This is a genomic window from Escherichia sp. WS2035 (assembly GCF_046487065.1).
Lineage (GTDB): Bacteria > Pseudomonadota > Gammaproteobacteria > Enterobacterales > Enterobacteriaceae > Escherichia > Escherichia coli.
On sequence record NZ_JBJQKD010000029.1, the window covers coordinates 1 to 24,904 of the forward strand.

General features: G+C 53.2%; 35 protein-coding genes. 33 read left to right on the forward strand and 2 right to left on the reverse strand.

Annotation, left to right across the window (positions count from 1 at the left end; all coding sequences use genetic code 11):
- The coding region (locus tag ACJHX4_RS25980; RefSeq protein WP_227915085.1) for an Ig-like domain-containing protein at window positions 1-2,082 on the forward strand (2,082 nt) is incomplete at its 5' end.
- A gap of 36 nt (window positions 2,083-2,118) precedes the next feature.
- Here the strand turns inward: ACJHX4_RS25980 and ACJHX4_RS25985 are convergent.
- Complete coding sequence (locus ACJHX4_RS25985; RefSeq protein WP_000700202.1) at window positions 2,119-3,162, reverse strand: alpha/beta hydrolase; 1,044 nt, start codon at window positions 3,160-3,162, stop codon at window positions 2,119-2,121.
- A 349-nt stretch (window positions 3,163-3,511) separates the two neighbouring features.
- On the opposite strand from ACJHX4_RS25985, the gene ACJHX4_RS25990 reads away from it, so the two are divergent.
- The 10 genes from ACJHX4_RS25990 to rzpD all read left to right on the forward strand — a co-directional run bounded on the left by ACJHX4_RS25990 (window position 3,512) and on the right by rzpD (window position 7,248).
- Entirely contained in the window at window positions 3,512-3,613 is a 102-nt protein-coding gene (locus tag ACJHX4_RS25990; protein ID WP_072147164.1) for a hypothetical protein, read from the forward strand.
- A complete protein-coding gene (gene ybcN / locus ACJHX4_RS25995) occupies window positions 3,610-4,065 on the forward strand; it encodes a DNA base-flipping protein YbcN (protein ID WP_001053005.1) in 456 nt (151 codons plus the stop codon). The genes ACJHX4_RS25990 and ybcN overlap by 4 nt, the downstream gene beginning before the upstream one ends.
- Complete coding sequence (locus ACJHX4_RS26000) at window positions 4,065-4,235, forward strand: NinE family protein (RefSeq protein ID WP_000224914.1); 171 nt, start codon at window positions 4,065-4,067, stop codon at window positions 4,233-4,235. The genes ybcN and ACJHX4_RS26000 overlap by 1 nt, the downstream gene beginning before the upstream one ends.
- A complete protein-coding gene (locus ACJHX4_RS26005) occupies window positions 4,228-4,518 on the forward strand; it encodes a DUF1364 domain-containing protein (protein WP_000774479.1) in 291 nt (96 codons plus the stop codon). Before ACJHX4_RS26000 ends, ACJHX4_RS26005 begins: the two co-directional genes overlap by 8 nt.
- Window positions 4,515-4,877 (forward strand): crossover junction endodeoxyribonuclease RusA, encoded by a 363-nt coding sequence (gene rusA, locus ACJHX4_RS26010; RefSeq protein WP_001099488.1) that lies wholly within the window; start codon window positions 4,515-4,517, stop codon window positions 4,875-4,877. The genes ACJHX4_RS26005 and rusA overlap by 4 nt, the downstream gene beginning before the upstream one ends.
- Window positions 4,874-5,014 (forward strand): YlcG family protein, encoded by a 141-nt coding sequence (locus ACJHX4_RS26015; RefSeq protein ID WP_000971096.1) that lies wholly within the window; start codon window positions 4,874-4,876, stop codon window positions 5,012-5,014. The genes rusA and ACJHX4_RS26015 overlap by 4 nt, the downstream gene beginning before the upstream one ends.
- Complete coding sequence (locus tag ACJHX4_RS26020; RefSeq protein ID WP_001097224.1) at window positions 5,011-5,700, forward strand: bacteriophage antitermination protein Q; 690 nt, start codon at window positions 5,011-5,013, stop codon at window positions 5,698-5,700. The genes ACJHX4_RS26015 and ACJHX4_RS26020 overlap by 4 nt, the downstream gene beginning before the upstream one ends.
- A gap of 321 nt (window positions 5,701-6,021) precedes the next feature.
- Window positions 6,022-6,327, forward strand: coding sequence for a phage holin family protein (locus ACJHX4_RS26025; RefSeq protein ID WP_000544528.1), 306 nt, complete (start codon window positions 6,022-6,024; stop codon window positions 6,325-6,327).
- The gene (locus tag ACJHX4_RS26030; RefSeq protein ID WP_001180486.1) at window positions 6,314-6,790 is read left to right on the forward strand and encodes a glycoside hydrolase family protein; all 477 of its coding nucleotides are present in this window, start codon (window positions 6,314-6,316) and stop codon (window positions 6,788-6,790) included. The genes ACJHX4_RS26025 and ACJHX4_RS26030 overlap by 14 nt, the downstream gene beginning before the upstream one ends.
- Window positions 6,787-7,248, forward strand: a complete 462-nt coding sequence (gene rzpD, locus ACJHX4_RS26035) for a prophage endopeptidase RzpD (protein WP_001445550.1) — start codon at window positions 6,787-6,789, stop codon at window positions 7,246-7,248. Before ACJHX4_RS26030 ends, rzpD begins: the two co-directional genes overlap by 4 nt.
- 31 nt (window positions 7,249-7,279) lie before the next feature.
- On the opposite strand, the gene iss is transcribed toward rzpD, so the two are convergent.
- Window positions 7,280-7,573 carry an increased serum survival lipoprotein Iss gene (iss, locus tag ACJHX4_RS26040; RefSeq protein ID WP_001298464.1) on the reverse strand — a complete coding sequence of 98 codons (294 nt, stop codon included), beginning with the start codon at window positions 7,571-7,573 and terminating at the stop codon, window positions 7,280-7,282.
- A gap of 480 nt (window positions 7,574-8,053) precedes the next feature.
- Here iss and ACJHX4_RS26045 point away from each other — a divergent pair, with 480 nt between their 5' ends.
- From ACJHX4_RS26045 to ACJHX4_RS26150, 22 genes are all read left to right on the forward strand, one after another.
- Window positions 8,054-8,380 (forward strand): TonB family protein, encoded by a 327-nt coding sequence (locus ACJHX4_RS26045; protein ID WP_000830178.1) that lies wholly within the window; start codon window positions 8,054-8,056, stop codon window positions 8,378-8,380.
- A gap of 206 nt (window positions 8,381-8,586) precedes the next feature.
- Window positions 8,587-8,769 carry a hypothetical protein gene (locus tag ACJHX4_RS26050; protein ID WP_000881610.1) on the forward strand — a complete coding sequence of 61 codons (183 nt, stop codon included), beginning with the start codon at window positions 8,587-8,589 and terminating at the stop codon, window positions 8,767-8,769.
- Between the two features lie 563 nt (window positions 8,770-9,332).
- Window positions 9,333-9,878, forward strand: a complete 546-nt coding sequence (locus tag ACJHX4_RS26055; RefSeq protein ID WP_247773232.1) for a DNA-packaging protein — start codon at window positions 9,333-9,335, stop codon at window positions 9,876-9,878.
- The gene (locus tag ACJHX4_RS26060) at window positions 9,853-11,778 is read left to right on the forward strand and encodes a phage terminase large subunit family protein (RefSeq protein WP_213844810.1); all 1,926 of its coding nucleotides are present in this window, start codon (window positions 9,853-9,855) and stop codon (window positions 11,776-11,778) included. Before ACJHX4_RS26055 ends, ACJHX4_RS26060 begins: the two co-directional genes overlap by 26 nt.
- Window positions 11,775-11,981 (forward strand): phage head-tail joining protein, encoded by a 207-nt coding sequence (locus tag ACJHX4_RS26065; protein ID WP_000198149.1) that lies wholly within the window; start codon window positions 11,775-11,777, stop codon window positions 11,979-11,981. Before ACJHX4_RS26060 ends, ACJHX4_RS26065 begins: the two co-directional genes overlap by 4 nt.
- Window positions 11,978-13,579, forward strand: a complete 1,602-nt coding sequence (locus tag ACJHX4_RS26070; RefSeq protein WP_005113100.1) for a phage portal protein — start codon at window positions 11,978-11,980, stop codon at window positions 13,577-13,579. Before ACJHX4_RS26065 ends, ACJHX4_RS26070 begins: the two co-directional genes overlap by 4 nt.
- Entirely contained in the window at window positions 13,560-14,879 is a 1,320-nt protein-coding gene (locus tag ACJHX4_RS26075) for a S49 family peptidase (RefSeq protein WP_021534049.1), read from the forward strand. Before ACJHX4_RS26070 ends, ACJHX4_RS26075 begins: the two co-directional genes overlap by 20 nt.
- Before the next feature lie 9 nt (window positions 14,880-14,888).
- Complete coding sequence (locus ACJHX4_RS26080; protein ID WP_001299443.1) at window positions 14,889-15,221, forward strand: head decoration protein; 333 nt, start codon at window positions 14,889-14,891, stop codon at window positions 15,219-15,221.
- A gap of 54 nt (window positions 15,222-15,275) precedes the next feature.
- Window positions 15,276-16,301: a major capsid protein gene (locus tag ACJHX4_RS26085; RefSeq protein ID WP_000063221.1), complete on the forward strand. Its 1,026-nt coding sequence runs from the start codon at window positions 15,276-15,278 to the stop codon at window positions 16,299-16,301.
- A 41-nt stretch (window positions 16,302-16,342) separates the two neighbouring features.
- A complete protein-coding gene (locus ACJHX4_RS26090) occupies window positions 16,343-16,732 on the forward strand; it encodes a DNA-packaging protein FI (RefSeq protein WP_001531338.1) in 390 nt (129 codons plus the stop codon).
- A gap of 11 nt (window positions 16,733-16,743) precedes the next feature.
- On the forward strand, window positions 16,744-17,097 hold the full coding sequence (locus tag ACJHX4_RS26095) for a head-tail joining protein (RefSeq protein WP_000752994.1): 354 nt from the start codon (window positions 16,744-16,746) through the stop codon (window positions 17,095-17,097).
- Window positions 17,098-17,108: 11 nt separating this feature from the next.
- Window positions 17,109-17,687, forward strand: coding sequence for a phage tail protein (locus ACJHX4_RS26100; RefSeq protein WP_000985120.1), 579 nt, complete (start codon window positions 17,109-17,111; stop codon window positions 17,685-17,687).
- On the forward strand, window positions 17,684-18,079 hold the full coding sequence (locus ACJHX4_RS26105; RefSeq protein ID WP_001532134.1) for a phage minor tail U family protein: 396 nt from the start codon (window positions 17,684-17,686) through the stop codon (window positions 18,077-18,079). The genes ACJHX4_RS26100 and ACJHX4_RS26105 overlap by 4 nt, the downstream gene beginning before the upstream one ends.
- Window positions 18,080-18,086: 7 nt before the next feature.
- Window positions 18,087-18,827, forward strand: a complete 741-nt coding sequence (locus ACJHX4_RS26110; RefSeq protein WP_001295979.1) for a phage tail protein — start codon at window positions 18,087-18,089, stop codon at window positions 18,825-18,827.
- A 15-nt stretch (window positions 18,828-18,842) separates the two neighbouring features.
- On the forward strand, window positions 18,843-19,265 hold the full coding sequence (gpG, locus tag ACJHX4_RS26115; protein WP_000479203.1) for a phage tail assembly chaperone G: 423 nt from the start codon (window positions 18,843-18,845) through the stop codon (window positions 19,263-19,265).
- Window positions 19,247-19,681: a phage tail assembly protein T gene (locus tag ACJHX4_RS26120; RefSeq protein WP_001533164.1), complete on the forward strand. Its 435-nt coding sequence runs from the start codon at window positions 19,247-19,249 to the stop codon at window positions 19,679-19,681. Before gpG ends, ACJHX4_RS26120 begins: the two co-directional genes overlap by 19 nt.
- Window positions 19,674-22,253: a phage tail tape measure protein gene (locus ACJHX4_RS26125; protein WP_021534052.1), complete on the forward strand. Its 2,580-nt coding sequence runs from the start codon at window positions 19,674-19,676 to the stop codon at window positions 22,251-22,253. The genes ACJHX4_RS26120 and ACJHX4_RS26125 overlap by 8 nt, the downstream gene beginning before the upstream one ends.
- Complete coding sequence (locus ACJHX4_RS26130) at window positions 22,250-22,579, forward strand: phage tail protein (RefSeq protein ID WP_000847375.1); 330 nt, start codon at window positions 22,250-22,252, stop codon at window positions 22,577-22,579. Before ACJHX4_RS26125 ends, ACJHX4_RS26130 begins: the two co-directional genes overlap by 4 nt.
- Window positions 22,579-23,277 carry a phage minor tail protein L gene (locus ACJHX4_RS26135; RefSeq protein WP_001152626.1) on the forward strand — a complete coding sequence of 233 codons (699 nt, stop codon included), beginning with the start codon at window positions 22,579-22,581 and terminating at the stop codon, window positions 23,275-23,277. The genes ACJHX4_RS26130 and ACJHX4_RS26135 overlap by 1 nt, the downstream gene beginning before the upstream one ends.
- A 4-nt stretch (window positions 23,278-23,281) precedes the next feature.
- Window positions 23,282-24,025 carry a C40 family peptidase gene (locus tag ACJHX4_RS26140; protein ID WP_023146277.1) on the forward strand — a complete coding sequence of 248 codons (744 nt, stop codon included), beginning with the start codon at window positions 23,282-23,284 and terminating at the stop codon, window positions 24,023-24,025.
- Complete coding sequence (locus ACJHX4_RS26145) at window positions 23,962-24,564, forward strand: tail assembly protein (protein ID WP_023149564.1); 603 nt, start codon at window positions 23,962-23,964, stop codon at window positions 24,562-24,564. Before ACJHX4_RS26140 ends, ACJHX4_RS26145 begins: the two co-directional genes overlap by 64 nt.
- A 60-nt stretch (window positions 24,565-24,624) precedes the next feature.
- Window positions 24,625-24,904, forward strand: a 280-nt coding sequence (locus tag ACJHX4_RS26150) for a hypothetical protein (protein ID WP_410239921.1), incomplete at its 3' end; no start/stop codon positions are given.

A 24,904-nucleotide genomic window follows, 5' to 3' on the forward strand; every position in this document is an offset into this window, starting at 1 on the left:
TCAGTGGAATTTACAGCAGATAGCAATAGTGCTCGACAGCGTGAAACGGTAACTGCTCCGTCATTAGGCGCGGTAGAGGAAATCTCTGCTGGGGTATATCGCTCTGTTCTGGCTGCTGGTTCGCAGGCTGGTACGGTACGTGTAACTGCAAAAGTTCAGGGAAAAACATTTACTCTCAGTATTAAGCAAACAGCAGCAACAGAACCTGATTCTGAGGTCAGTGCTGTTTTAACCGCTGCACCAGCAGAACAGGTAGTTGGTTACAATATCAATCTACAACTGGCAGTGAAGGATTCACAAGGAAATGCAATCACTGGTGATAACACTCTGAGCTTTTATGCTCTTAACCAGGCAGAAGGAGTCGAGTTTGGGACTGTAACGGAAAAAGACGGTGTCTATAGCGCGACAGTAACTTCAAAACGAGCTGGTAAGATTACTATCGGTGTTAAATCTGATAGTCATGATTTCTCAGGTGTTAAGAAAGAAATCACCTTTATTGAGGACCGGCAGCAGGTTACATTCTCTCAGTTTGAAGCCAGCCAAAATAATGCATTGGCTGATGGAAAACAGAGAAATATGGTAACTGTAAGCCTTGCGGACCGTTTCGGCAATGTTGTTCCTGGTTATGCTGTCACATTGTCTTTACCAGCAGGGATAACTCAAGTTGGTGGTGAACATGCTGTTTCAACTGACGAAAATGGTAATGCTATTTTTGCGTTAATAAGCTCCACTCCGGGGTCTTACGTGATTACAGCTCATGCTGGTTCTCAGATGTCTACTGAGTTAACAGTGACCTTTGCATCAAATATGACCGGAGCTTCACTGTCACTGACGCCTGAAAGCAGTAGTTTAATTTCCAATATTCCTGCTAATGGTAAGGATGCAGCGGTATTAGATGTGCAGCTGACAAATACGAATGCGTCGGTCAATGGGCAAAAGATTCAGCTCATCACCTCATCTGAAGGATTATCTGTACCAACAAATATCGTGACTGATTCAACAGGGCATGTTTCTGTTCCGCTTACAACGGTGAAAGCTGGTGAGTACACGGTGACTGCACGGGTGACTGACGGTTCCCATAGCGTGGAATCTGGCAGCGTTAAGTTAACTTTTGTGCCCGATGTTGCTTCTGCAGAACTGAATATGAGTGTATCAAAACAGGAGATTGTGGCCGATGGCAGTGAAAACGCAACAGTAAACATTCAGTTGGTTGATGCGAATAACAATGCGTTTACAGGCGAGGTGGATTTAACGATTACACCATCGACGGGAGCATCATTGACCAGTAGTAATCTGCAACTGGATGCTCATGGACAGGCAACAACGCAGTTCACTGCATCGAAATCAGGCCAGTACACAATTCAGGCCGAGTATGTTCTGGATGGGAAACGCATAACCGCAAGCCAGAATATTGATGCCGTGACGGATGTGAAGGGGGCTGTGTTGGAGATCACATCATCTGCATCTTCGGCTGTAGTGAGCGATACCAACAATCTGGTATTTACGTTACTGTTGAAAAGTAAGTCAGGCGAAGCATTAAGTGGTCGAGCATTGAATGTTAAGACATCTGGGCCGTCTAAATATGGTGCGTTGGTGGTTGATAAAACCACAGTAACGACTGATGAGAACGGTCAGGCTACGGTAAGCGTACATGGTCGAACGGTTGGTTCGTATAAATTAACGGCGACCTTAAACGAACTTGGCAGTGATGTTAGCGCGGTGAAATCATTCTCCCTGTACGCTGATGACGCAAATGGAGTATTGACTCTAACAAAAGATCCTGGTTATGAGACAAACGATGGATCTCCAGTAGGTATTTATGCTCGATTTGTCGATCATTTTGGAAACCCATTATCTGGTACGGTTGAGTTTTCTGCTGGTAGTGAAGATAGTCCAGACTCTCAACGGGTCAAAATGGAGCCTGCTACAGTAACGTTACACTGGACAGGTAATGCAGCTTCGGAATTCAGCACCTATGAAAGTGGTTATCACTGGATTAAGGCCAAAATAACGAATAGCAAAAATACATATGAGAAAACAATAAGGACTTATGTTGTAAAACTACCTGAAAAGGATAGTTAACAAAATTGAATGGGGAGGGCTTAGCCCTCCCTCTTTTTACAGGTTAGCGTTTGGGTTTTGTTGTTGGGGAGCTGTTTTTATAGGCGCTCCCAGGTTTTTAGTAAACCACTCAACGACTCTGTTTATAATAATTGGCTGATACCATGTCTTATCGCCATGCTCGGCCCCTTCTACCAGCACGTACTCAGCGTTATCACCGTTCTTCTTCAACATCCTGAATAGTTTGGCGCTTTGCTCAGGTGAAACCAGAGTGTCTTTGCTACCATGCATAATAAGAAATGGGGGTTTTACTCCTTTCATATGTCCGATTGGACTGGCGTTTAGCGCTTTTTCTTTTGACGCTGTGATGGGGGCTCCCGCAAAATTTCTGAATGCAGGGCCATTGATCATTAAGGCTTCGGTTACGGCAGGAGAGCGATGAACCTCCTGCACTGATTCAGGGAACCCCTCGCCAATATTCAACAAGTCAGAAATCCCATAAAGTGTGGCAACTGCCTGAACATCTGAGGATTGCTGAAGAAAGTCACCTTTATCAAAGGTTTTGTCACCATTTGTAGTTCCCATCATCTGGGCAAGCCATCCACCGGCAGAGTCACCCAGAACTCCGATTCTTTGAGGATCAATCCCATAATTGCTGGCATGCTCTCTCAGGTAACGTATTGCAGCTTTTCCATCCTCAACTGGTGCTGGAAATGTATCAGGAATTGTTCTGTATTCTACAGCGGCCACAACAAAACCAGCTTCTGCCAGAGCCATTCTCATTTCAATAAATTTGTCATGTTCAGAAGACATGAATCCGCCGCCGGGATAATAAATAATGGCTGGTTTTAAATCATTTGTTCGCGGGACAAGAACTGACATGTGAAGCTGTCTGACAGAACGAGTTCCTTTTATCTGGGAATAAACAACATCACCAATGAGATCGACCTGGTTTCTGGTCGGTGAAACACTAATGATATCTGCACCCGGGGTGTAACCAGGAAGATTAGTCTGGACAGGTGTTGCACAACTCCCGACCGACATGGCCATTGACATACCATACAATAGTGTTGCAGATGATAATATCTTGTTAATTTTCATGTTTTACATGCCTTGACTTATCGGATGAAATTCTCTTACTAAATTTAACGGCAGTTTAATAGCCGTACAACTCGTGGTAGCCAGGGAAATATCCCAGTCGTGGTTAAGGTTGTACTTGACGGCTATTATTTCAACAATGCTTAAAGTGAGAGCTTAAGGTTATGCGTATGTTTTACAGTCCGAGTAGATTCTGACCAATAGCTTCTTTGTATAATTCTGTCAGAAATAAATCTTGGCTTGCATGAAGTTTGAGACCTTATCTTGTTTGATTATGAATAATCAATTCGCCATAATTGTATCACCGGAGCCTGAACAACTCCGGTGACTTCTGCGCTAAACGGGGACGTTTATGCGCACACACAATCCAAACTCTCTTCTCCCTTCACAGATGCAGAAATGCACCTGCGTTTTTTTGCATCTAGCGTCTGACCTCTGTGGAGGTGAAGCGTGAACCTACCACAAGATGGCATCAAACTGCATCGCGGTAACTTCATCGCTATCGGCCAGCAGATCCAGCCTTATCTGGAGAACGGAAAATGCTTTCGCATGGTGCTTAAACCGTGGCGTGAGAAACGCAGTCTTTCCCAGAATGCACTCAGCCACATGTGGTACAGCGAAATCAGTGAATACCTCATCAGCAGGGGGAAATCGTTCGCTACCGCAGCATGGGTAAAAGATGCTCTCAAACACACATACCTCGGTTATGAAACCAAGGACCTGGTTGATGTCGTAACCGGCGAAATCACTACTATCCAGTCGTTACGCCATACCTCCGATCTCGATACCGGAGAGATGTATGTCTTCCTGTGTAAGGTTGAAGCCTGGGCGGTGAATATTGGCTGCCACCTGACTATTCCGCAGAGCTGCGAGTTCCAGCTGCTGCGCGACAAGCAGGAGGCGTAATGGCTACACCGCTTATTCGTGTCATGAACGGACACATCTACAGAGTACCAAATCGTCGTAAGCGTAAGCCTGAGCTGAAACCATCCGAAATACCAACACTGCTCGGATATACCGCCAGCCTGGTTGATAAAAAATGGTTGCGACTGGCAGCAAGGAGGAATCATGGCTGACTTGAGAAAAGCAGCGCGTGGTCGGGAATGCCAGGTAAGAATCCCTGGCGTATGTAATGGCAATCCTGAAACGTCAGTACTGGCACATATCCGGCTGGCTGGATTGTGCGGTACCGGTATCAAACCGCCAGACCTGATTGCCACCATTGCATGTTCTGCCTGCCACGACGAAATCGACCGTCGCACGCATTTTGTTGACGCTGGATATGCAAAAGAATGTGCGCTGGAAGGTATGGCGAGAACACAGGTTATCTGGCTGAAAGAGGGGGTAATTAAGGCGTGAATACTTACTGCATCACACTACCCTGGCCGCCGAGCAATAATCGCTATTACCGCCATAATCGCGGACGCACGCATATCAGCGCAGAGGGGCAGGCATACCGCGATAATGTCGCCCGAATCATTAAAAACGCAATGCTGGATATCGGCCTGGCTATTCCTGTGAAAATCAGCATTGAGTGCCACATGCCGGATCGCCGTCGCCGTGACCTTGATAATCTGCAAAAGGCCGCTTTTGACGCACTCACCAAAGCAGGTTTCTGGCTGGATGATGCTCAGGTCGTTGATTACCGCGTTGTGAAGATGCCCGTTACCAAAGGTGGGAAGCTGGAGCTGACTATCACTGAACTGGGAGATGAATGATGTTTGAGTCTTATATGGCAGAACGTCTTCGCCGCCGCTGGGTGCGCCTGCGCTTATATCGTTTTCCTAGTTCTGTTTTGACCGATTACCGGATACTGAAGAATTACGCCAAAACACTGAAAGGAGCTGCCGCATGAATACCCAATATTTACAGTATGTCCGCGAGCAACTCATTGTGGCTACCGCTGATTTGAGCGGAGCAACGAAAGGACAGCTTGAAGCCTGGCTGGAGCATGCACAATTTGATACTGGTACATACAAACGAAAGAAGCCGCGCATTCTGGATGAGGTAACTGGCAGGATGATTACGCTGGATAATCCGCCGATTTCCGGTAAGCAGTTGTACGCAAAAGGTTCATCCATTGCACTGGTCAGCCAGGTTGAGTTCTCAACCTCGTCATGGCGCCGCGCGGTTCTGTCTCTCGAAGAACATCAGAAAGCGTGGTTGCTGTGGAGTTACAGCGAAAGTGTTCGCTGGGAACATCAGGTCACCATAACGCAGTGGGCATGGAGCGAGTTTAAGACTCTGTTGGGTACCAGGAAAATTGCAGGTAAAACACTGGAACGTTTGAAGAAGTTGATCTGGCTGGCGGCACAGGATGTGAAGAACGAGCTGGCAGGGCGTAAGACCTATGAATACCAGGAGCTGGCATCACTGGTGGGAGTGACATCAAAAAACTGGTCTGAGACATTTACTGAACGCTGGGTTGCAATGAAGCACATTTTTCTACAGCTTGATAGCCAAGCTTTATTGCTTTTAACGAAAACACGTTCAAAACAAAAGACCATATTTTCACAGCAAGATATTGCAAAACTGGATTAAAAATCATATATTTTATGTAAATCTGATATTTTGCCAATGTTGTACGCACTGGCAGTAATCCAAATTCAAGCCCGAGGTTTAAAGCCTTGGGCTTTTCTGTTTCTGAACGGTGAGTAGCCTTCCAACCTACCCCAGCCAGGGTGTCTTCAGCTGTTGAGTTGATATTGCTTAACCCTCTGTTGCCAGCTACATGCTGGCTTTTTTATTCCAGGCTTGCGGGGAGCATCAACTCCGTGCTTTGTCGTTAAATTACCCCGTGAGCCTGATTTCTGACATTTAACGTCCCGGCCTTTTGTCGGCGGCGAAACATTGGCTATTCATATGCACGAAAAAGAGAGCCTTGCCGGAGCGTTCTGGCTCGTTTTGCTGATCATCGCAGGTTGGGGCGGTCTGGTCCGCTACCTGATAGATGTGAAGCAGAGTAAAGCAACGTGGAGTTGGATAAATGCTCTGGCTCAAATAGTGGTATCAGGATTCACCGGTGTTATTGGTGGCCTGATCAGCATCGAAAGTGGATTCAGTATTTACATGATTCTCGCGACAGCGGGGATTAGTGGTGCGATGGGTTCGGTTGCACTGACGTACTTCTGGGAACGACTGACAGGGGTGAAAAATGCAAAATCTTAATCCTCAGCGTAAAGCCTTCCTCGATATGTTGGCGTGGTCAGAAGGAACGGATAACGGGCGACAACCGACACGTAACCACGGTTATGATGTTATTGTTGGCGGCGAACTGTTTACTGATTACTCCGATCACCCTCGCAAACTTGTCACGCTACACCCCAAACTCAAATCAACAGCCGCCGGACGTTATCAGCTTCTTTCACGCTGGTGGGATGCTTACCGTAAACAGCTTGGTTTGAAAGACTTCTCCCCCAAAAGCCAGGACGCAGTGGCATTACAGCAGATTAAAGAGCGTGGTGCTTTACCGATGATTGATCGCGGTGATATCCGTCAGGCAATCGACCGTTGCAGCAATATCTGGGCTTCACTGCCGGGCGCTGGTTATGGTCAGTTCGAGCATAAGGCTGACAGCCTGATTGCAAAATTCAAAGAAGCTGGCGGAACGCTCAGAGAGAGTGAGGTATGAGCAGAATAACCGCGATTATCTCCGCTCTGGTTATCTGCGTCATCGTCTGCCTTTCATGGGCGGTTAATCATTACCGCGATAACGCGATTACCTACAAAGCCCAGCGCGACAAAAATGCCAGAGAACTGACGCTGGCGAACGCGGCAATTACTGACATACAGATGCGTCAGCGTGATGTTGCTGCGCTCGATGCAAAATACACGAAGGAGTTAGCTGATGCGAAAGCTGAAAATGATGCTCTGCGTGATGATGTTGCCGCTGGTCGTCGTCGGTTGCACATCAAAGCAGTCTGTCAGTCAGTGCGTGAAGCCACCACCGCCTCCGGCGTGGATAATGCAGCCTCCCCCCGACTGGCAGACACCGCTGAACGGGATTATTTCACCCTCAGAGAGAGGCTGATCACTATGCAAAAACAACTGGAAGGAACCCAGAAGTATATTAATGAGCAGTGCAGATAGAGCTGCCCATATCGATGGGCAACTCATGCAATTATTGTGAGCAATACACACGCGCTTCCAGCGGAGTATAAATGCCTAAAGTAATAAAACCGAGCAATCCATTTACGAATGTTTGCTGGGTTTCTGTTTTAACAACATTTTCTGCACCACCACAAATTTTTGCTGCATCGACAGTTTTCTTCTGCCCAATTCCCGAAACGAAGAAATGATGGGTGATGGTTTCCTTTGGTGTTACTGCTGTAGGTTTGTTTCCAACAGTAAACGTCTGTTGAGCACATCCTGTAATAAGCATTGCCAGAGCGGCAGAAAACAACATTTTTTTCATCTTATTATCCTGCATTGTTAAAAACGGCAGAATCCTATGTGACAACAATTAAACGATAGTTAAATGGATTGATGAAAATTAAAACTACACAGGTGGGCTCAGACTATTGGAGGAAGTTGGGGACACTCAGAATCCTGTGGAATGAAATAAACCGGTCTATCCGTCCATTACCCTTTTAGCTGCGCTGTATCGTCGCCGTATTCCCGCATTAACCATGACCGTAGCCCGACGGGGAATTCCTTCTGCGTGAGTGTGCGGGAATAATTAAAAACGATGCACACCGGGTTTTTACCGCGTTAATGATTCGCGGGTTTATCCCGGTGCGATGGTGGAAGAAACAGGAAGCTGTATTACAGAAAGTGCTACTACTGTATCCCGATGCGATGTATGTAATGTGAGTCAGATAATGGCACAGGATGTGGTGATGTGGCAGTCTGGAACACAGGATATATTGTCAGAATAAGACCCGTAGGAATAAAAATGAAAAGACGCCTTTTACTACTTTTTCTGTTATCTGTCCTGGCAGTGGGATGCTCGCAGCAAAAAGCTGATGAGCCCCGGCAATTAGTGACGGTGTATCCACGATATCCGGAATATGCTGCAGCAAATTATATCAAGGGGCTGGTTGAGGTTAAGTTCGATATTGGTGCTGATGGGACTGTGACACGGATCGTTTTTCTCCGCTCAGAGCCTCATAATTTGTTTCGTGATGAAGTGGTGAAGGCCATGGCGAAATGGCGATTTGAAAAGAATCGCCCCTGTCAGGGAGTGAAGAGACAATTTATCTTTACGCCGTCACGTCCTTGATGCTTCCAGGTAGAGAGGGGCTGGAAGCAGGAGAAAAATGAAAGAGCCAGCGGTTATATTTTTGTCATGGCTGACGAGGAATGATGGAAGAAGGCGTTGTATGCCACACAACGCCTCACTGTTCATTTCTTCTTTTTCTCTGGTGGAACCCGATGAATAAGAGTTGCACTGGTTTCCGATGAGATGGCGATATACTCGGGCAAAGTATGCTGGCAGTTTTCCAACTGGTCAAAAATACCTGCTCTCGTCTGTTGCAATGCCTGCAGCATGCGGCGGCAATGCGCCTTGCTTTTACTAACCATCTTTCCTTCCTCTATCAGTCGCTGCGTGAACTCATCATGGAATACCAGGTAAATGCGGATGTTATCGGTTTTGGCTACGCAGCATAGTACAAAACGGACAGGTGCATCCCGGGACGGGGGAGGCGTCACATGTCCCTGTGATGGTTGTTCCGGGTAATGTACTGTGTGGGGCATAAAAATGTCCGATAATTTTACTTTCTACCGCAGTTAGTTGATTCGTTGGTCCTGGTAGCACATTGGGCGAGGATTTAAATGCCAGGCAACTGAAGGATGATGTCGCAAGGGAGATAGCGAGAATATTTCTGATTTTCATTTGATGATGCCTCTGTGTGAAATGACGGTAAACGACGCACTTGTGCCGGCACATAATAGCAAGCACCATAATAGATCAGATTCGATTCTTGCTGTAAGTGATAATTATTCTCGTTTTCGGGTCCTTTCCGTCGATCCAACAGGTTACGGGGCGGCGACCTCGCGGGTTTTCGCTATTTATGAAAATTTTCCGGTTTAAGGCGTTTCCGTTCTTCTTCGCCGTAACTTAATGTTTTTATTTAAAACACTCCCTGAAAAGAAAGGAAACGACAGGTGCTGAAAACGGGCTTTTTGGCCTCTGTCGTTTCCTTTCTCTGTTTTTGTCCGTGGAATGAACAATGGAAGTCAACAAAAAGCAGCTGGCTGACATTTTCGGCGCGAGTATCCGTACTATTCAGAACTGGCAGGAGCAGGGAATGCCCGTTCTGCGAGGCGGTGGGAAGGGTAATGAGGTGCTTTATGACTCTGCCGACGTCATAAAATGGTATGCCGAAAGGGATGCTGAAATTGAGAACGAAAAGCTGCGCCGGGAGGTTGAAGAACTGCGACAGGCCAGCGAGACAGATCTTCACCCCGGAACACTTGAATTTGAGCGCCATCGCCTGACTCGTGCTCAGGCGACGGCGCAGGAACTGAAAAATGCCAAAGAATCGGCTGAAGTGGTGGAAACCGCATTCTGTACTTTCGTGCTGTCGCGGATCGCAGGTGAAATTGCCAGTATTCTCGACGGGATCCCCCTGTCGGTGCAGCGGCGTTTTCCGGAACTGGAAAACCGACATGTTGATTTCCTGAAACGGGATATCATCAAAGCCATGAACAAAGCAGCCGCGCTGGATGAACTGATACCGGGGTTGCTGAGTGAATATATCGAACAGTCAGGTTAACAGGCTGCGGCATTTTGTCCGCGCCGGGCTTCGCTCACTGTTCAGGCCGGAGCCACAGACCGCCGTTGAATGGGCGGATGCTAATTACTATCTCCCGAAAGAATCCGCATACCAGGAAGGGCGCTGGGAAACACTGCCCTTTCAGCGGGCCATCATGAATGCGATGGGCAGCGACTACATCCGTGAGGTGAATGTGGTGAAGTCTGCCCGTGTCGGTTATTCCAAAATGCTGCTGGGTGTTTATGCCTACTTTATAGAGCACAAGCAGCGCAACACCCTTATCTGGTTGCCGACGGATGGTGATGCCGAGAACTTTATGAAAACCCACGTTGAGCCGACCATCCGCGATATTCCGTCGCTGCTGGCGCTGGCTCCGTGGTATGGCAAAAAGCACCGGGATAACACGCTCACTATGAAGCGTTTTTCCAATGGTCGTGGCTTCTGGTGCCTGGGCGGTAAAGCGGCAAAAAACTACCGTGAAAAGTCGGTGGATGTGGCGGGTTATGATGAACTTGCTGCCTTTGATGAGGATATTGAACAGGAAGGCTCTCCGACGTTCCTTGGCGACAAACGTATTGAAGGCTCGGTCTGGCCAAAGTCCATCCGTGGCTCCACGCCCAAAGTGAGAGGCACCTGTCAGATTGAGCGTGCAGCCAGTGAATCCCCGCATTGTATGCGTTTTCATGTTGCCTGCCCGCACTGCGGGGAGGAGCAGTACCTTAAATTTGGCGATAAAGAGACGCCGTTTGGCCTCAAATGGACGCCGGATGATCCCTCCAGCGTGTTTTATCTCTGCGAACATAATGCCTGCGTCATCCGCCAGCAGGAGCTGGACTTCACTGATGCCCGTTATATCTGCGAAAAGACCGGGATCTGGACCCGTGATGGCATTCTCTGGTTTTCGTCATCCGGTGAAGAGATTGAGCCGCCGGACAGCGTGACCTTTCACATCTGGACGGCGTACAGCCCGTTCACCACCTGGGTGCAGATTGTCAAAGACTGGATGAAAACGAAAGGAGATACGGGAAAACGTAAAACCTTCGTGAACACCACGCTCGGTGAGACATGGGAAGCGAAAATCGGTGAACGTCCGGATGCCGAGCTGATGGCAGAGCGGAAAGAGCATTATTCAGCGCCCGTTCCTGACCGTGTGGCTTACCTGACTGCCGGTATCGACTCCCAGCTGGACCGCTACGAAATGCGCGTATGGGGATGGGGGCCGGGTGAGGAAAGCTGGCTGATTGACCGGCAGATTATTATGGGCCGCCACGACGATGAGCAGACGCTGCTGCGTGTGGATGAGGCCATCAATAAAACCTATACCCGCCGGAATGGTGCAGAAATGTCGGTATCCCGTATCTGCTGGGATACTGGCGGGATTGACCCGACCATTGTGTATGAACGCTCGAAAAAGCATGGGCTGTTCCGGGTGATCCCCATTAAAGGGGCATCCGTCTACGGAAAGCCGGTGGCCAGCATGCCACGTAAGCGAAACAAAAACGGGGTTTACCTTACCGAAATCGGTACGGATACCGCGAAAGAGCAGATTTATAACCGCTTCACACTGATGCCGGAAGGGGATGAACCGCTTCCCGGTGCCGTTCACTTCCCGAATAACCCGGATATTTTTGATCTGACCGAAGCGCAGCAGCTGACTGCTGAAGAGCAGGTCGAAAAATGGGTGGATGGCAGGAAAAAAATACTGTGGGACAGCAAAAAGCGACGCAATGAGGCGCTCGACTGCTTCGTTTATGCGCTGGCGGCGCTGCGCATCAGTATTTCCCGCTGGCAGCTGGATCTCAGTGCACTGCTGGCGAGCCTGCAGGAAGAGGATAGTGCAGCAACCAACAAGAAAACACTGGCAGATTACGCCCGTGCCTTATCCGGAGAGGATGAATGACGCGACAGGAAGAACTTGCCGCTGCCCGTGCGGCACTGCATGACCTGATGACAGGTAAACGGGTGGCAACAGTACAGAAAGACGGACGAAGGGTGGAGTTTACGGCCACTTCCGTATCTGACCTGAAAAAATACATTGCTGAGCTGGAAGTGCAGACCGGCATGACACAGCGACGCAGGGGACCTGCAGGATTTTATGTATGAAAACGTCCACCATTCCCACCCTTCTGGGGCCGGACGGCATGACATCACTGCGTGAATATGCCGGTTATCACGGCGGTGGCAGCGGATTTGGTGGGCAGTTGCGGGCGTGGAATCCACCGAGTGAAAGTGTGGATGCAGCCCTGCTGCCCAACTTTACCCGTGGCAATGCCCGCGCGGACGATCTGGTACGCAATAACGGCTATGCTGCCAACGCCATCCAGCTGCATCAGGATCATATCGTCGGGTCTTTTTTCCGGCTCAGTCATCGCCCAAGCTGGCGCTATCTGGGCATCGGGGAGGAAGAAGCCCGTGCCTTTTCCCGCGAGGTTGAAGCGGCATGGAAAGAATTTGCCGAGGATGACTGCTGCTGCATTGACGTTGAGCGAAAACGCACGTTTACCATGATGATTCGGGAAGGTGTGGCCATGCACGCCTTTAACGGTGAACTGTTCGTTCAGGCCACCTGGGATACCAGTTCGTCGCGGCTTTTCCGGACACAGTTCCGGATGGTCAGCCCGAAGCGCATCAGCAACCCGAACAATACCGGCGACAGCCGGAACTGCCGTGCCGGTGTGCAGATTAATGACAGCGGTGCGGCGCTGGGATATTACGTCAGCGAGGACGGGTATCCTGGCTGGATGCCGCAGAAATGGACATGGATACCCCGTGAGTTACCCGGCGGGCGCGCCTCGTTCATTCACGTTTTTGAACCCGTGGAGGACGGGCAGACTCGCGGTGCAAATGTGTTTTACAGCGTGATGGAGCAGATGAAGATGCTCGACACGCTGCAGAACACGCAGCTGCAGAGCGCCATTGTGAAGGCGATGTATGCCGCCACCATTGAGAGTGAGCTGGATACGCAGTCAGCGATGGATTTTATTCTGGGCGCGAACAGTCAGGAGCAGCGGGAAAGGCTGACCGGCTGGATTGGTGAAATTGCCGCGTATTACGCCGCAGCGCCGGTCCGGCTGGGAGGCGCAAAAGTACCGCACCTGATGCCGGGTGACTCACTGAACCTGCAGACGGCTCAGGATACGGATAACGGCTACTCCGTGTTTGAGCAGTCACTGCTGCGGTATATCGCTGCCGGGCTGGGTGTCTCGTATGAGCAGCTTTCCCGGAATTACGCCCAGATGAGCTACTCCACGGCACGGGCCAGTGCGAACGAGTCGTGGGCGTACTTTATGGGGCGGCGAAAATTCGTCGCATCCCGTCAGGCGAGCCAGATGTTTCTGTGCTGGCTGGAAGAGGCCATCGTTCGCCGCGTGGTGACGTTACCTTCAAAAGCGCGCTTCAGTTTTCAGGAAGCCCGCAGTGCCTGGGGGAACTGCGACTGGATAGGCTCCGGTCGTATGGCCATCGATGGTCTGAAAGAAGTTCAGGAAGCGGTGATGCTGATAGAAGCCGGACTGAGCACCTACGAGAAAGAGTGCGCGAAACGCGGTGACGACTATCAGGAAATTTTTGCCCAGCAGGTCCGTGAAACGATGGAGCGCCGCGCAGCCGGTCTTAAACCGCCCGCCTGGGCGGCTGCAGCATTTGAATCCGGGCTGCGACAATCAACAGAGGAGGAGAAGAGTGACAGCAGAGCTGCGTAATCTCCCGCATATTGCCAGCATGGCTTTTAATGAGCCGCTGATGCTTGAACCCGCCTATGCGCGGGTTTTCTTTTGTGCGCTTGCAGGCCAGCTTGGGATCAGCCGCCTGACGGATGCGGTGTCCGGCGACAGCCTGACTGCCGGAGAGGCACCCGCGGCGCTGGCGTTATCCGTTGATGATGACGGACCACGACAGGCCCGCAGTTATCAGGTCATGAACGGCATCGCCGTGCTGCCGGTGTCCGGCACGCTGGTCAGCCGGACGCGGGCGCTGCAGCCGTATTCGGGGATGACCGGTTACAACGGCATTATCGCCCGTCTGCAACAGGCTGCCAGCGATCCGATGGTGGACGGCATTCTGCTCGATATGGACACGCCCGGCGGGATGGTGGCGGGGGCATTTGACTGCGCTGACATCATCGCCCGTGTGCGTGACATAAAACCGGTATGGGCGCTGGCCAACGACATGAACTGCAGTGCAGGTCAGCTGCTTGCCAGTGCCGCCTCCCGGCGTCTGGTCACGCAGACCGCCCGGACAGGCTCCATCGGCGTCATGATGGCTCACAGTAATTACGGTGCTGCGCTGGAGAAACAGGGTGTGGAAATCACTCTGATTTACAGCGGCAGCCATAAGGTGGATGGCAACCCCTACAGCCATCTTCCGGATGACGTCCGGGAGACACTGCAGTCCCGGATGGACGCAACCCGCCAGATGTTTGCGCAGAAGGTGTCGGCATATACCGGCCTGTCCGTGCAGGCTGTGCTGGATACCGAGGCTGCAGTGTACAGCGGTCAGGAGGCCATTGATGCCGGACTGGCTGATGAACTTGTTAACAGCACCGATGCGATCACCGTCATGCGTGATGCACTGGATGCACGTAAATCCCGTCTCTCAGGAGGGCGAATGACCAAAGAGACTCAATCAACAGCTGTTTCAGCCACTGCTTCGCAGGCTGACGTTACTGACGTGGTGCCAGCGACGGAGGGCGAAAACGCCAGCGCGGCGCAGCCGGACGTGAACGCGCAGATCACCGCAGCGGTTGCGGCAGAAAACAGCCGCATTATGGGGATCCTCAACTGTGAGGAGGCTCACGGACGCGAAGAACAGGCACGCGTGCTGGCAGAAACCCCCGGTATGACCGTGGAAACGGCCCGCCGCATTCTGGCCGCAGCACCACAGAGTGCACAGGCGCGCAGTGACACTGCGCTGGATCGTCTGATGCAGGGGGCACCGGCACCGCTGGCTGCAGGTAACCCGGCATCTGATGCCGTTAACGATTTGCTGAACACACCAGTGTAAGGGATGTTTATGACGAGCAAAGAAACCTTTACCCATTACCAGCCGCTGGGCAACAGTGACCCGGCTCATACCGCAACCGCGCCCGGCGGATTGAGTGCGAAAGCGCCTGCAATGACCCCGCTGATGCTGGACACCTCCACCCGTAAGCTGGTTGCGTGGGATGGCACCACCGACGGTGCTGCCGTTGGCATTCTTGCAGTTGCTGCTGACCAGACCAGCACCACACTGACGTTCTACAAGTCCGGCACGTTCCGTTATGAGGATGTGCTCTGGCCGGAGGCTGCCAGCGACGAGACGAAAAAACGGACCGCGTTTGCCGGAACGGCAATCAGCATCGTTTAACCTGACCCTTCATCACTAAAGGCCGCCTGTGCGGCTTTTTTACGGGATTTTTTTATGTCGATGTACACAACCGCCCAGCTGCTGGCGGCAAATGAGAAGAAATTTAAGTTTGATCCGCTGTTTCTGCGTCTCTTTTTCCGTGAGAGCTATCCCTTCACCACGGAGAAAGTCTATCTCTCACAAATTCCGGGACTGGTAAACATGGCGCTGTACGTTTCGCCGATTGTTTCCGGTGAGGTTATCCGCTCCCGTGGCGGCTCCACCTCCGAATTTACGCCGGGATATGTCAAGCCGAAGCATGAGGTGAATCCGCAGATGACCCTGCGTCGCCTGCCGGATGAAGATCCACAGAATCTGGCAGACCCGGCTTACCGCCGCCGTCGCATCATCATGCAGAACATGCGAGACGAAGAGCTGGCCATTGCTCAGGTCGAAGAGATGCAGGCCGTTTCTGCCGTGCTTAAGGGCAAATACACCATGACCGGTGAAGCCTTCGATCCGGTTGAGGTGGATATGGGCCGCAGTGCGGCGAATAACATCACGCAGTCCGGCGGCACGGAGTGGAGCAAGCGTGACAAGTCCACGTATGACCCGACCGACGATATCGAAGCCTACGCGCTGAACGCCAGCGGCGTGGTGAATATCATCGTGTTTGATCCGAAAGGTTGGGCGCTGTTCCGTTCCTTCAAAGCCGTCAAGGAGAAGCTGGATACCCGTCGCGGCTCTAATTCCGAGCTGGAGACAGCGGTAAAAGACCTGGGCGAAGCGGTGTCCTATAAGGGGATGTATGGCGATACGGCGATCGTCGTGTATTCCGGACAGTACGTGGAAAACGACGTCAAAAAGAACTTTCTGCCGGACAACACGATGGTGCTGGGGAACACTCAGGCACGCGGTCTGCGCACCTATGGATGCATTCAGGATGCGGACGCACAGCGCGAAGGCATTAACGCCTCTGCCCGTTACCCGAAAAACTGGGTGACCACCGGCGATCCGGCGCGTGAGTTCACCATGATTCAGTCAGCACCGCTGATGCTGCTGGCTGACCCTGATGCGTTCGTGTCCGTACAACTGGCGTAATCATGGCCCTTCGGGGCCATTGTTTCTCTGTGGAGGAGTCCATGACGAAAGATGAGCTGATTGCCCGTCTCCGCTCGCTGGGTGAACAACTGAACCGTGATGTCAGCCTGACGGGGACGAAAGAAGAACTTGCGCTCCGTGTGGCAGAGCTGGAAGAGGAGCTTGATGACACTGTCGATCAGGATACCCCTATCAGCCCGGAAAATGCGCTGACCGGGCATGAAAATGAGGTGGTATCAGCGCAGCCGGATACCGTGATTCAGGATACTGCTGAACTGGTCACGGTCGTGGCACTGGTGACGCTGCATACCGATGCACTTCACGCCACGCGGGATGAACCTGTGGCATTTGTGCTGCCGGGAACGGCGTTTCGTGTCTCTGCCGGTGTGGCAGCCGAAATGACAGAACGTGGCCTGGCCAGAATGCAATAACGGGAGGCGCTGTGGCTGATTTCGATAACCTGTTCGATGCTGCCATTGCCCGCGCCGATGAAACGATACGCGGGTACATGGGAACGTCAGCCACCATGACATCCGGTGAGCAGTCCGGTGCTGTGATACGTGGTGTTTTTGATGACCCTGAAAATATCAGCTATGCCGGACAGGGCGTGCGCGTTGAAGGCTCCAGCCCGTCCCTGTTTGTCCGGACTGATGATGTGCGGCAGCTGCGGCGCGGCGACACGCTGACCATCGGTGAGGAAAACTTCTGGATAGACCGGATTTCGCCGGATGATGGCGGAAGCTGTCATCTCTGGCTTGGGCGTGGCGTGCCGCCTGCCGTTAACCGTCGTCGCTGAAGGGGGGATGTATGGCCATAAAAGGTCTTGAGCAGGCCGTTGAAAACCTCAGCCGTATCAGCAGAACGGCGGTGCCCGGTGCCGCCGCAATGGCCATTAACCGCGTTGCTTCATCCGCGATATCGCAGTCGGCGTCACAGGTTGCCCGTGAGACAAAGGTACGCCGGAAACTGGTAAAGGAAAGGGCCAGGCTGAAAAGGGCCACGGTCAAAAATCCGCAGGCCAGAATCAAGGTTAACCGGGGGGATTTGCCCGTAATCAGGCTGGGTAACGCGCGGGTTGTCCTGTCCCGACGCAGGCGTCGTAAAAAGGGGCAGCGTTCATCCCTGAAAGGTGGCGACAGCGTGCTTGTGGTGGGAAACCGTCGTATTCCCGGCGCGTTTATTCAGCAACTGAAAAATGGCCGATGGCATGTCATGCAGCGTGTGGCCGGGAAAAACCGTTACCCCATTGATGTGGTGAAAATCCCGATGGCAGTGCCGCTGACCACGGCGTTTAAACAGAATATTGAGCGGATACGGCGTGAACGTCTTCCGAAAGAGCTGGGCTATGCGCTGCAGCATCAACTGAGGATGGTAATAAAGCGATGAAACATACAGAACTCCGTGCAGCCGTACTGGATGCACTGGAAAAACATGACACCGGGGCGACGCTTTTTGATGGTCGCCCCGCTGTTTTTGATGAGGAGGATTTTCCGGCAGTTGCCGTTTATCTCACCGGCGCTGAATACACGGGCGAAGAGCTGGACAGCGATACCTGGCAGGCGGAGCTGCATATTGAAGTTTTCCTGCCTGCTCAGGTGCCGGATTCAGAGCTGGATTCGTGGATGGAGTCCCGGATTTATCCGGTGATGAGCGATGTCCCGGCACTGTCAGATTTGATCACCAGTATGGTGGCCAGTGGCTATGACTACCGGCGCGACGATGATGCGGGCCTGTGGAGTTCAGCCGATCTGACTTATGTCATTACCTATGACATGTGAGGACGATATGCCTGTACCAAATCCAGTAATGCCGGTGAAAGGGGCCGGGACCACCCTGTGGGTTTATAAGGGGAACGGTGACCCTTATGCGAACCCGCTTTCAGACGTTGACTGGTCGCGTCTGGCTAAAGTTAAAGACCTGACGCCCGGCGAACTGAGCGCTGAGTCCTATGACGACAGCTATCTCGATGATGAAGATGCGGACTGGACTGCGACCGGGCAGGGGCAGAAATCTGCCGGAGATACCAGCTTCACGCTGGCGTGGATGCCCGGAGAGCAGGGGCAGCAGGCGCTGCTGGCGTGGTTTAATGAAGGGGATACCCGTGCCTATAAAATCCGCTTCCCGAACGGCACGGTCGATGTGTTCCGCGGCTGGGTCAGCAGTATCGGTAAGGCGGTGACGGCGAAGGAAGTGATCACCCGCACGGTGAAAGTCACCAACGTGGGACGTCCGTCGATGGCAGAAGATCGCAGCACGGTGACGGCGACAACCGGCATGACGGTGACACCCGCCAGTGCTTCCGTAGTGAAAGGGCAGAGCACTACGCTGACCGTGGCATTCCAGCCGGAGGGCGCAACCGACAAGAGCTTCCGTGCGGTGTCTGCGGATAAAACAAAAGCCACCGTGTCGGTCAGCGGTATGACCATCACCGTGAACGGCGTTGCTGCAGGCAAGGTCAACATTCCGGTTGTATCCGGTAATGGTGAGTTTGCTGCGGTTGCAGAAATCACCGTCACCGCCAGTTAATCCGGAGAGTCAGCGATGTTCCTGAAAACCGAATCATTTGAATATAACGGCGTGACCGTCACGCTTTCTGAACTGTCAGCCCTGCAGCGTATTGAGCATCTTGCCCTGATGAAACGGCAGGCAGAACCGGCGGGATCCGACAGCAACCGGCAGGTTACTGTGGAAGACGTCATCAGAACCGGCGCGTTTCTGGTGGCGATGTCCCTGTGGCATAACCATCCGAAGAAGACGCAGATGCCGTCCATGAATGAAGCCGTTAAACAGATTGAGCAGGAAGTGCTTACCACCTGGCCCACAGAGGCAATTTCTCATGCTGAAAACGTGGTGTACCGGCTGTCCGGTATGTATGAGTTTGTGGTGAATAATGCCCCCGAACAGGCAGAGGACGCCGGGCCTGCAGAGCCTGTTTCTGCGGGAAAGTGTTCGACGGTGAGCTGAGTTTTGCCCTGAAACTGGCGCGAGAGATGGGGCGACCCGACTGGCGCGCCATGCTTGCCGGGATGTCATCCACGGAGTACGCCGACTGGCACCGCTTTTACAGTACCCATTATTTTCATGATGTTCTGCTGGATATGCACTTTTCCGGGCTGACGTACACCGTACTCAGCCTGTTTTTCAGCGATCCGGATATGCATCCGCTGGATTTCAGTCTGCTGAACCGGCGCGAGGCTGACGAAGAGCCTGAAGATGATGTGCTGATGCAGAAAGCGGCAGGGCTTGCCGGAGGCGTCCGCTTTGGTCCGGACGGGAATGAAGTTATCCGCGCTTCCCCGGATGTGGCTGAAATGACGGAGGATGACGTAATGCTGATGACAGTATCAGAAGGGATCGCAGGAGGAGTCCGGTATGGCTGAACCGGTAGGCGATCTGGTCGTTGATTTAAGTCTGGATGCGGCCAGATTTGACGAGCAGATGGCCAGAGTCAGGCGTCATTTTTCCGGTACGGAAAGTGATGCGAAAAAAACAGCGGCAGTCGTTGAACAGTCTCTGAGCCGACAGGCGCTGGCTGCACAGAAAGCGGGGATTTCCGTCGGGCAGTATAAAGCTGCCATGCGTATGCTGCCTGCGCAGTTCACCGACGTGGCCACGCAGCTTGCAGGCGGGCAAAGTCCGTGGCTGATCCTGCTGCAACAGGGTGGTCAGGTGAAGGACTCCTTCGGCGGGATGATCCCCATGTTCAGGGGGCTTGCCGGTGCGATCACCCTGCCGATGGTCGGGGCCACCTCGCTGGCGGTGGCGACCGGTGCGCTGGCGTATGCCTGGTATCAGGGCAACTCAACCCTGTCCGATTTCAACAAAACGCTGGTCCTTTCCGGCAATCAGTCGGGTCTGACGGCAGATCGTATGCTGGTCCTGTCCAGAGCCGGGCAGGCGGCAGGGCTGACGTTTAACCAGACCAGCGAGTCACTCAGCGCACTGGTTAAGGCGGGAGTAAGCGGTGAGACTCAGATTGCATCCATCAGCCAGAGTGTGGCGCGTTTCTCCTCTGCATCCGGCGTGGAGGTGGACAAGGTTGCTGAAGCCTTCGGGAAGCTGACCACAGACCCGACGTCGGGGCTGACGGCGATGGCGCGCCAGTTCCATAACGTGACGGCGGAGCAGATTGCGTATGTCGCTCAGTTGCAGCGTTCCGGCGATGAAGCCGGGGCATTGCAGGCGGCGAACGAGGCCGCAACGAAAGGGTTTGATGACCAGACCCGCCGCCTGAAAGAGAACATGGGCACGCTGGAGACCTGGGCAGACAGGACAGCACGGGCATTCAAATCCATGTGGGATTCGGTGCTGGATATTGGTCGCCCGGACACTGCCCAGGAAATGCTGGAGAAAGCAGAAAAGGCTTTTGATGAGGCGGACAAAAAATGGCAGTGGTATCAGAGCCGGAGCCACCGGCGCGGTAAAACCTCAGCATTTCTTGCCAATCTCCGGGGAGCATGGGAGGACAGAGCGAATGCGCAACTTGGGCTTTCAGCCGCCACGTTGCAGGCCGATCTTGAAAAGGCCAGAGAGATGGCAGCAAAGGACTGGGCCGAGTCTGAGGCATCACGGCTGAAATATACCGAAGAGGCGCAGAAGGCTTACGAACGCCTGCAGACGCCGCTGGAGAAATATACCGCCCGTCAGGAAGAACTGAACAAGGCACTGAAAGACGGAAAAATCCTGCAGGCAGATTACAACACGCTGATGGCGGCGGCGAAAAAGGATTATGAAGCGACGCTGAAAAAGCCGAAACAGTCCGGCGTGAAGGTGTCTGCGGGCGATCGTCAGGAAGACAGAGCTCATGCCGCCCTGCTGACGCTTCAGGCAGAACTCCGGACGCTGGAGAAGCATGCCGGAGCGAATGAGAAAATCAGCCAGCAGCGCCGGGATTTGTGGAAAGCGGAAAATCAGTTCGCAGTACTGGAGGAGGCGGCACAACGTCGCCAGCTGTCTGCACAGGAGAAATCCCTGCTGGCGCATAAAGATGAGACGCTGGAGTACAAACGCCAGCTGGCTGCACTTGGCGACAAGGTTACGTATCAGGAGCACCTGAACGCGCTGGCGCAGCAGGCGGATAAATTCGCACAGCAGCAACGGGCAAAACGGGCCGCCATTGATGCGAAAAGCCGGGGGCTGACTGACCGGCAGGCAGCGCGGGAAGCCACGGAACAGCGCCTGAAGGAACAGTATGGCGATAATCCGCTGGCGCTGAATAACGTCATGTCAGAGCAGAAAAAGACCTGGGCGGCTGAAGACCAGCTTCGCGGGAGCTGGATGGCAGGCCTGAAGTCAGGCTGGAGTGAGTGGGAAGAGAGCGCCACGGACAGTATGTCGCAGGTTAAAAGTGCAGCCACGCAGACCTTTGATGGTATTGCACAGAATATGGCGGCGATGCTGACCGGCAGTGAACAGAACTGGCGCAGCTTCACCCGTTCCGTGCTATCCATGATGACAGAAATTCTGCTTAAGCAGGCAATGGTGGGGATTGTCGGGAGTATCGGCAGCGCCATTGGCGGGGCTGTTGGTGGCGGCGCATCCGCGTCAGGCGGTACAGCCATTCAGGCCGCTGCGGCGAAATTCCATTTTGCAACCGGAGGATTTACGGGAACCGGCGGCAAATATGAGCCAGCGGGGATTGTTCACCGTGGTGAGTTTGTCTTCACGAAGGAGGCAACCAGCCGGATTGGCGTGGGGAATCTTTACCGGCTGATGCGCGGCTATGCCACCGGCGGTTATGTCGGTACACCGGGCAGCATGGCAGACAGCCGGTCGCAGGCGTCCGGGACGTTTGAGCAGAATAACCATGTGGTGATTAACAACGACGGCACGAACGGGCAGATAGGTCCGGCTGCTCTGAAGGCGGTGTATGACATGGCCCGCAAGGGTGCCCGTGATGAAATTCAGACACAGATGCGTGATGGTGGCCTGTTCTCCGGAGGTGGACGATGAAGACCTTCCGCTGGAAAGTGAAACCCGGTATGGATGTGGCTTCGGTCCCTTCTGTAAGAAAGGTGCGCTTTGGTGATGGCTATTCTCAGCGAGCGCCTGCCGGGCTGAATGCCAACCTGAAAACGTACAGCGTGACGCTTTCTGTCCCCCGTGAGGAGGCCACGGTACTGGAGTCGTTTCTGGAAGAGCACGGGGGCTGGAAATCCTTTCTGTGGACGCCGCCTTATGAGTGGCAGCAGATAAAGGTGACCTGCGCAAAATGGTCGTCGCGGGTCAGTATGCTGCGTGTTGAGTTCAGCGCAGAGTTTGAACAGGTGGTGAACTGATGCAGGATATCCGGCAGGAAACACTGAATGAATGCACCCGTGCGGAGCAGTCGGCCAGCGTGGTGCTCTGGGAAATCGACCTGACAGAGGTCGGTGGAGAACGTTATTTTTTCTGTAATGAGCAGAACGAAAAAGGTGAGCCGGTCACCTGGCAGGGGCGACAGTATCAGCCGTATCCCATTCAGGGGAGCGGTTTTGAACTGAATGGCAAAGGCACCAGTACGCGCCCCACGCTGACGGTTTCTAACCTGTACGGTATGGTCACCGGGATGGCGGAAGATCTGCAGAGTCTGGTCGGCGGAACGGTGGTCCGGCGTAAGGTTTACGCCCGTTTTCTGGATGCGGTGAACTTCGTCAACGGAAACAGTTATGCCGATCCGGAGCAGGAGGTGATCAGCCGCTGGCGCATTGAGCAGTGCAGCGAACTGAGCGCGGTGAGTGCCTCCTTTGTACTGTCCACGCCGACGGAAACGGATGGCGCTGTTTTTCCGGGACGTATCATGCTGGCCAACACCTGCACCTGGACCTATCGCGGTGACGAGTGCGGTTATAGCGGTCCGGCTGTCGCGGATGAATATGACCAGCCAACGTCCGATATCACGAAGGATAAATGCAGCAAATGCCTGAGCGGTTGTAAGTTCCGCAATAACGTCGGCAACTTTGGCGGCTTCCTTTCCATTAACAAACTTTCGCAGTAATCCCATGACACAGACAGAATCAGCGATTCTGGCGCACGCCCGGCGATGTGCGCCAGCGGAGTCGTGTGGCTTCGTGGTGAGAACGCCGAAGGGGGAAAGATATTTTCCCTGCGTGAATATCTCCGGTGAGCCGGAGGCGTATTTCCGGATGTCGCCGGAGGACTGGCTGCGGGCAGAGATGCAGGGTGAGATTGTGGCGCTGGTCCACAGCCACCCCGGTGGTCTGCCCTGGCTGAGTGAGGCTGACAGGCGGCTGCAGGTGCAGAGCGATTTGCCGTGGTGGCTGGTCTGCCGGGGTGAGATTCATAAATTCCGCTGTGTGCCGCATCTTACCGGGCGGTGCTTTGAGCACGGGGTGACGGACTGTTACACGCTGTTCCGGGATGCTTATCATCTGGCGGGGATTGAGATGCCGGATTTTCATCGCGGGGATGACTGGTGGCGTCACGGTCAGAATCTCTATCTGGATAATCTGGAGGCCACAGGGCTGTATCAGGTGCCGTTGTCATCAGCACAACCGGGCGATGTGCTGCTGTGCTGTTTTGGTTCATCGGTGCCGAATCATGCCGCCATTTACTGTGGTGATGGCGAGCTGCTGCACCATATTCCTGAACAACTGAGCAAACGAGAGAGGTATACCGACAAATGGCAGCGACGCACACACTCCCTCTGGCGTCACCGGGCATGGCGCGCATCTGCCTTTACGGGGATTTACAACGATTTGGCCGCCGCATCGACCTTCGTGTGAAAACGGGGGCTGAAGCCATCCGGGCGCTGGCCACACAGCTCCCGGCGTTTCGTCAGAAACTGAGCGACGGCTGGTATCAGGTACGGATTGCCGGGCGTGATACAGGTGAAACGGAATTATCAGCCCGTCTTAATGAACCGCTGGCAAATGGTGCTGTGATCCATATCGTGCCGCGTCTGGCAGGAGCCAAAAGTGGCGGTGTGTTTCAGGCTGTGCTGGGGGCGGCTGTTATGGCGGTTGCTATATGGATGCCGGGGGTAGGAATTATGGCGAGTAATCTGCTGTTTTCTCTCGGTGCCAGTATGACGCTTGGCGGTGTTGCACAGATGCTGGCCCCTAAACCCAGAACCCCCCGCACACAGACAACGGATAACGGCAAACAGAACACCTATTTTTCTTCACTGGATAATATGGTTGCCCAGGGCAATGTTCTGCCCGTTCTGTACGGTGAAATGCGCGTGGGATCACGTGTGGTATCTCAGGAGATCAGCACAGCAGATGAAGGTGATGGTGGTCAGGTTGTGGTGATTGGTCGCTGATGAAAAACGTTTTATGTGAAACCGCCTCCGGGCGGTTTTATCGTTTATGGAGCATGACGAATGGGTAAAGGCAGCAGTAAGGGGCATACCCCGCGCGAAGCGAAGGACAACCTGAAGTCCACGCAGCTGCTGAGTGTGATCGATGCCATCAGCGAAGGGCCGGTTGAAGGTCCGGTGGATGGATTAAAAAGCGTGCTGCTGAACAGTACGCCGGTGCTGGACAGTGAGAGGAATACCAATATATCCGGCGTCACGGTGGTGTTCCGGGCCGGTGAGCAGGAGCAGTCACCGCCGGAGGGATTTGAATCCTCCGGCTCCGAGACGGTGCTGGGTACGGAAG

What these genes read in the sequence shown, in the direction of transcription:
- ACJHX4_RS26145 (WP_023149564.1), top strand. Translation starts at nt 23,962, where the DNA reads ATGGCGCGCATCTGCCTTTACGGGGATTTACAACGATTTGGCCGCCGC.
- ACJHX4_RS26110 (WP_001295979.1), top strand. Translation starts at nt 18,087, where the DNA reads ATGCCTGTACCAAATCCAGTAATGCCGGTGAAAGGGGCCGGGACCACC.
- ACJHX4_RS26065 (WP_000198149.1), top strand. Translation starts at nt 11,775, where the DNA reads ATGACGCGACAGGAAGAACTTGCCGCTGCCCGTGCGGCACTGCATGAC.
- ACJHX4_RS26050 (WP_000881610.1), top strand. Translation starts at nt 8,587, where the DNA reads ATGCTGGCAGTTTTCCAACTGGTCAAAAATACCTGCTCTCGTCTGTTG.
- ACJHX4_RS26140 (WP_023146277.1), top strand. Translation starts at nt 23,282, where the DNA reads ATGACACAGACAGAATCAGCGATTCTGGCGCACGCCCGGCGATGTGCG.
- ACJHX4_RS26125 (WP_021534052.1), top strand. Translation starts at nt 19,674, where the DNA reads ATGGCTGAACCGGTAGGCGATCTGGTCGTTGATTTAAGTCTGGATGCG.
- ACJHX4_RS26005 (WP_000774479.1), top strand. Translation starts at nt 4,228, where the DNA reads ATGGCTGACTTGAGAAAAGCAGCGCGTGGTCGGGAATGCCAGGTAAGA.
- ACJHX4_RS26000 (WP_000224914.1), top strand. Translation starts at nt 4,065, where the DNA reads ATGGCTACACCGCTTATTCGTGTCATGAACGGACACATCTACAGAGTA.
- ACJHX4_RS26080 (WP_001299443.1), top strand. Translation starts at nt 14,889, where the DNA reads ATGACGAGCAAAGAAACCTTTACCCATTACCAGCCGCTGGGCAACAGT.
- ACJHX4_RS26015 (WP_000971096.1), top strand. Translation starts at nt 4,874, where the DNA reads ATGATGTTTGAGTCTTATATGGCAGAACGTCTTCGCCGCCGCTGGGTG.
- iss (WP_001298464.1), bottom strand. Translation starts at nt 7,573, where the DNA reads ATGAAAAAAATGTTGTTTTCTGCCGCTCTGGCAATGCTTATTACAGGA.
- ACJHX4_RS26030 (WP_001180486.1), top strand. Translation starts at nt 6,314, where the DNA reads ATGCAAAATCTTAATCCTCAGCGTAAAGCCTTCCTCGATATGTTGGCG.
- ACJHX4_RS26070 (WP_005113100.1), top strand. Translation starts at nt 11,978, where the DNA reads ATGAAAACGTCCACCATTCCCACCCTTCTGGGGCCGGACGGCATGACA.
- rzpD (WP_001445550.1), top strand. Translation starts at nt 6,787, where the DNA reads ATGAGCAGAATAACCGCGATTATCTCCGCTCTGGTTATCTGCGTCATC.
- ACJHX4_RS26025 (WP_000544528.1), top strand. Translation starts at nt 6,022, where the DNA reads ATGCACGAAAAAGAGAGCCTTGCCGGAGCGTTCTGGCTCGTTTTGCTG.
- ACJHX4_RS26105 (WP_001532134.1), top strand. Translation starts at nt 17,684, where the DNA reads ATGAAACATACAGAACTCCGTGCAGCCGTACTGGATGCACTGGAAAAA.
- gpG (WP_000479203.1), top strand. Translation starts at nt 18,843, where the DNA reads ATGTTCCTGAAAACCGAATCATTTGAATATAACGGCGTGACCGTCACG.
- ACJHX4_RS26100 (WP_000985120.1), top strand. Translation starts at nt 17,109, where the DNA reads ATGGCCATAAAAGGTCTTGAGCAGGCCGTTGAAAACCTCAGCCGTATC.
- ACJHX4_RS25985 (WP_000700202.1), bottom strand. Translation starts at nt 3,162, where the DNA reads ATGAAAATTAACAAGATATTATCATCTGCAACACTATTGTATGGTATG.
- ACJHX4_RS26130 (WP_000847375.1), top strand. Translation starts at nt 22,250, where the DNA reads ATGAAGACCTTCCGCTGGAAAGTGAAACCCGGTATGGATGTGGCTTCG.
- ACJHX4_RS25990 (WP_072147164.1), top strand. Translation starts at nt 3,512, where the DNA reads ATGCGCACACACAATCCAAACTCTCTTCTCCCTTCACAGATGCAGAAA.
- ACJHX4_RS26090 (WP_001531338.1), top strand. Translation starts at nt 16,343, where the DNA reads ATGACGAAAGATGAGCTGATTGCCCGTCTCCGCTCGCTGGGTGAACAA.
- ACJHX4_RS26055 (WP_247773232.1), top strand. Translation starts at nt 9,333, where the DNA reads ATGGAAGTCAACAAAAAGCAGCTGGCTGACATTTTCGGCGCGAGTATC.
- ACJHX4_RS26045 (WP_000830178.1), top strand. Translation starts at nt 8,054, where the DNA reads ATGAAAAGACGCCTTTTACTACTTTTTCTGTTATCTGTCCTGGCAGTG.
- ACJHX4_RS26085 (WP_000063221.1), top strand. Translation starts at nt 15,276, where the DNA reads ATGTCGATGTACACAACCGCCCAGCTGCTGGCGGCAAATGAGAAGAAA.
- ACJHX4_RS26020 (WP_001097224.1), top strand. Translation starts at nt 5,011, where the DNA reads ATGAATACCCAATATTTACAGTATGTCCGCGAGCAACTCATTGTGGCT.
- ACJHX4_RS26135 (WP_001152626.1), top strand. Translation starts at nt 22,579, where the DNA reads ATGCAGGATATCCGGCAGGAAACACTGAATGAATGCACCCGTGCGGAG.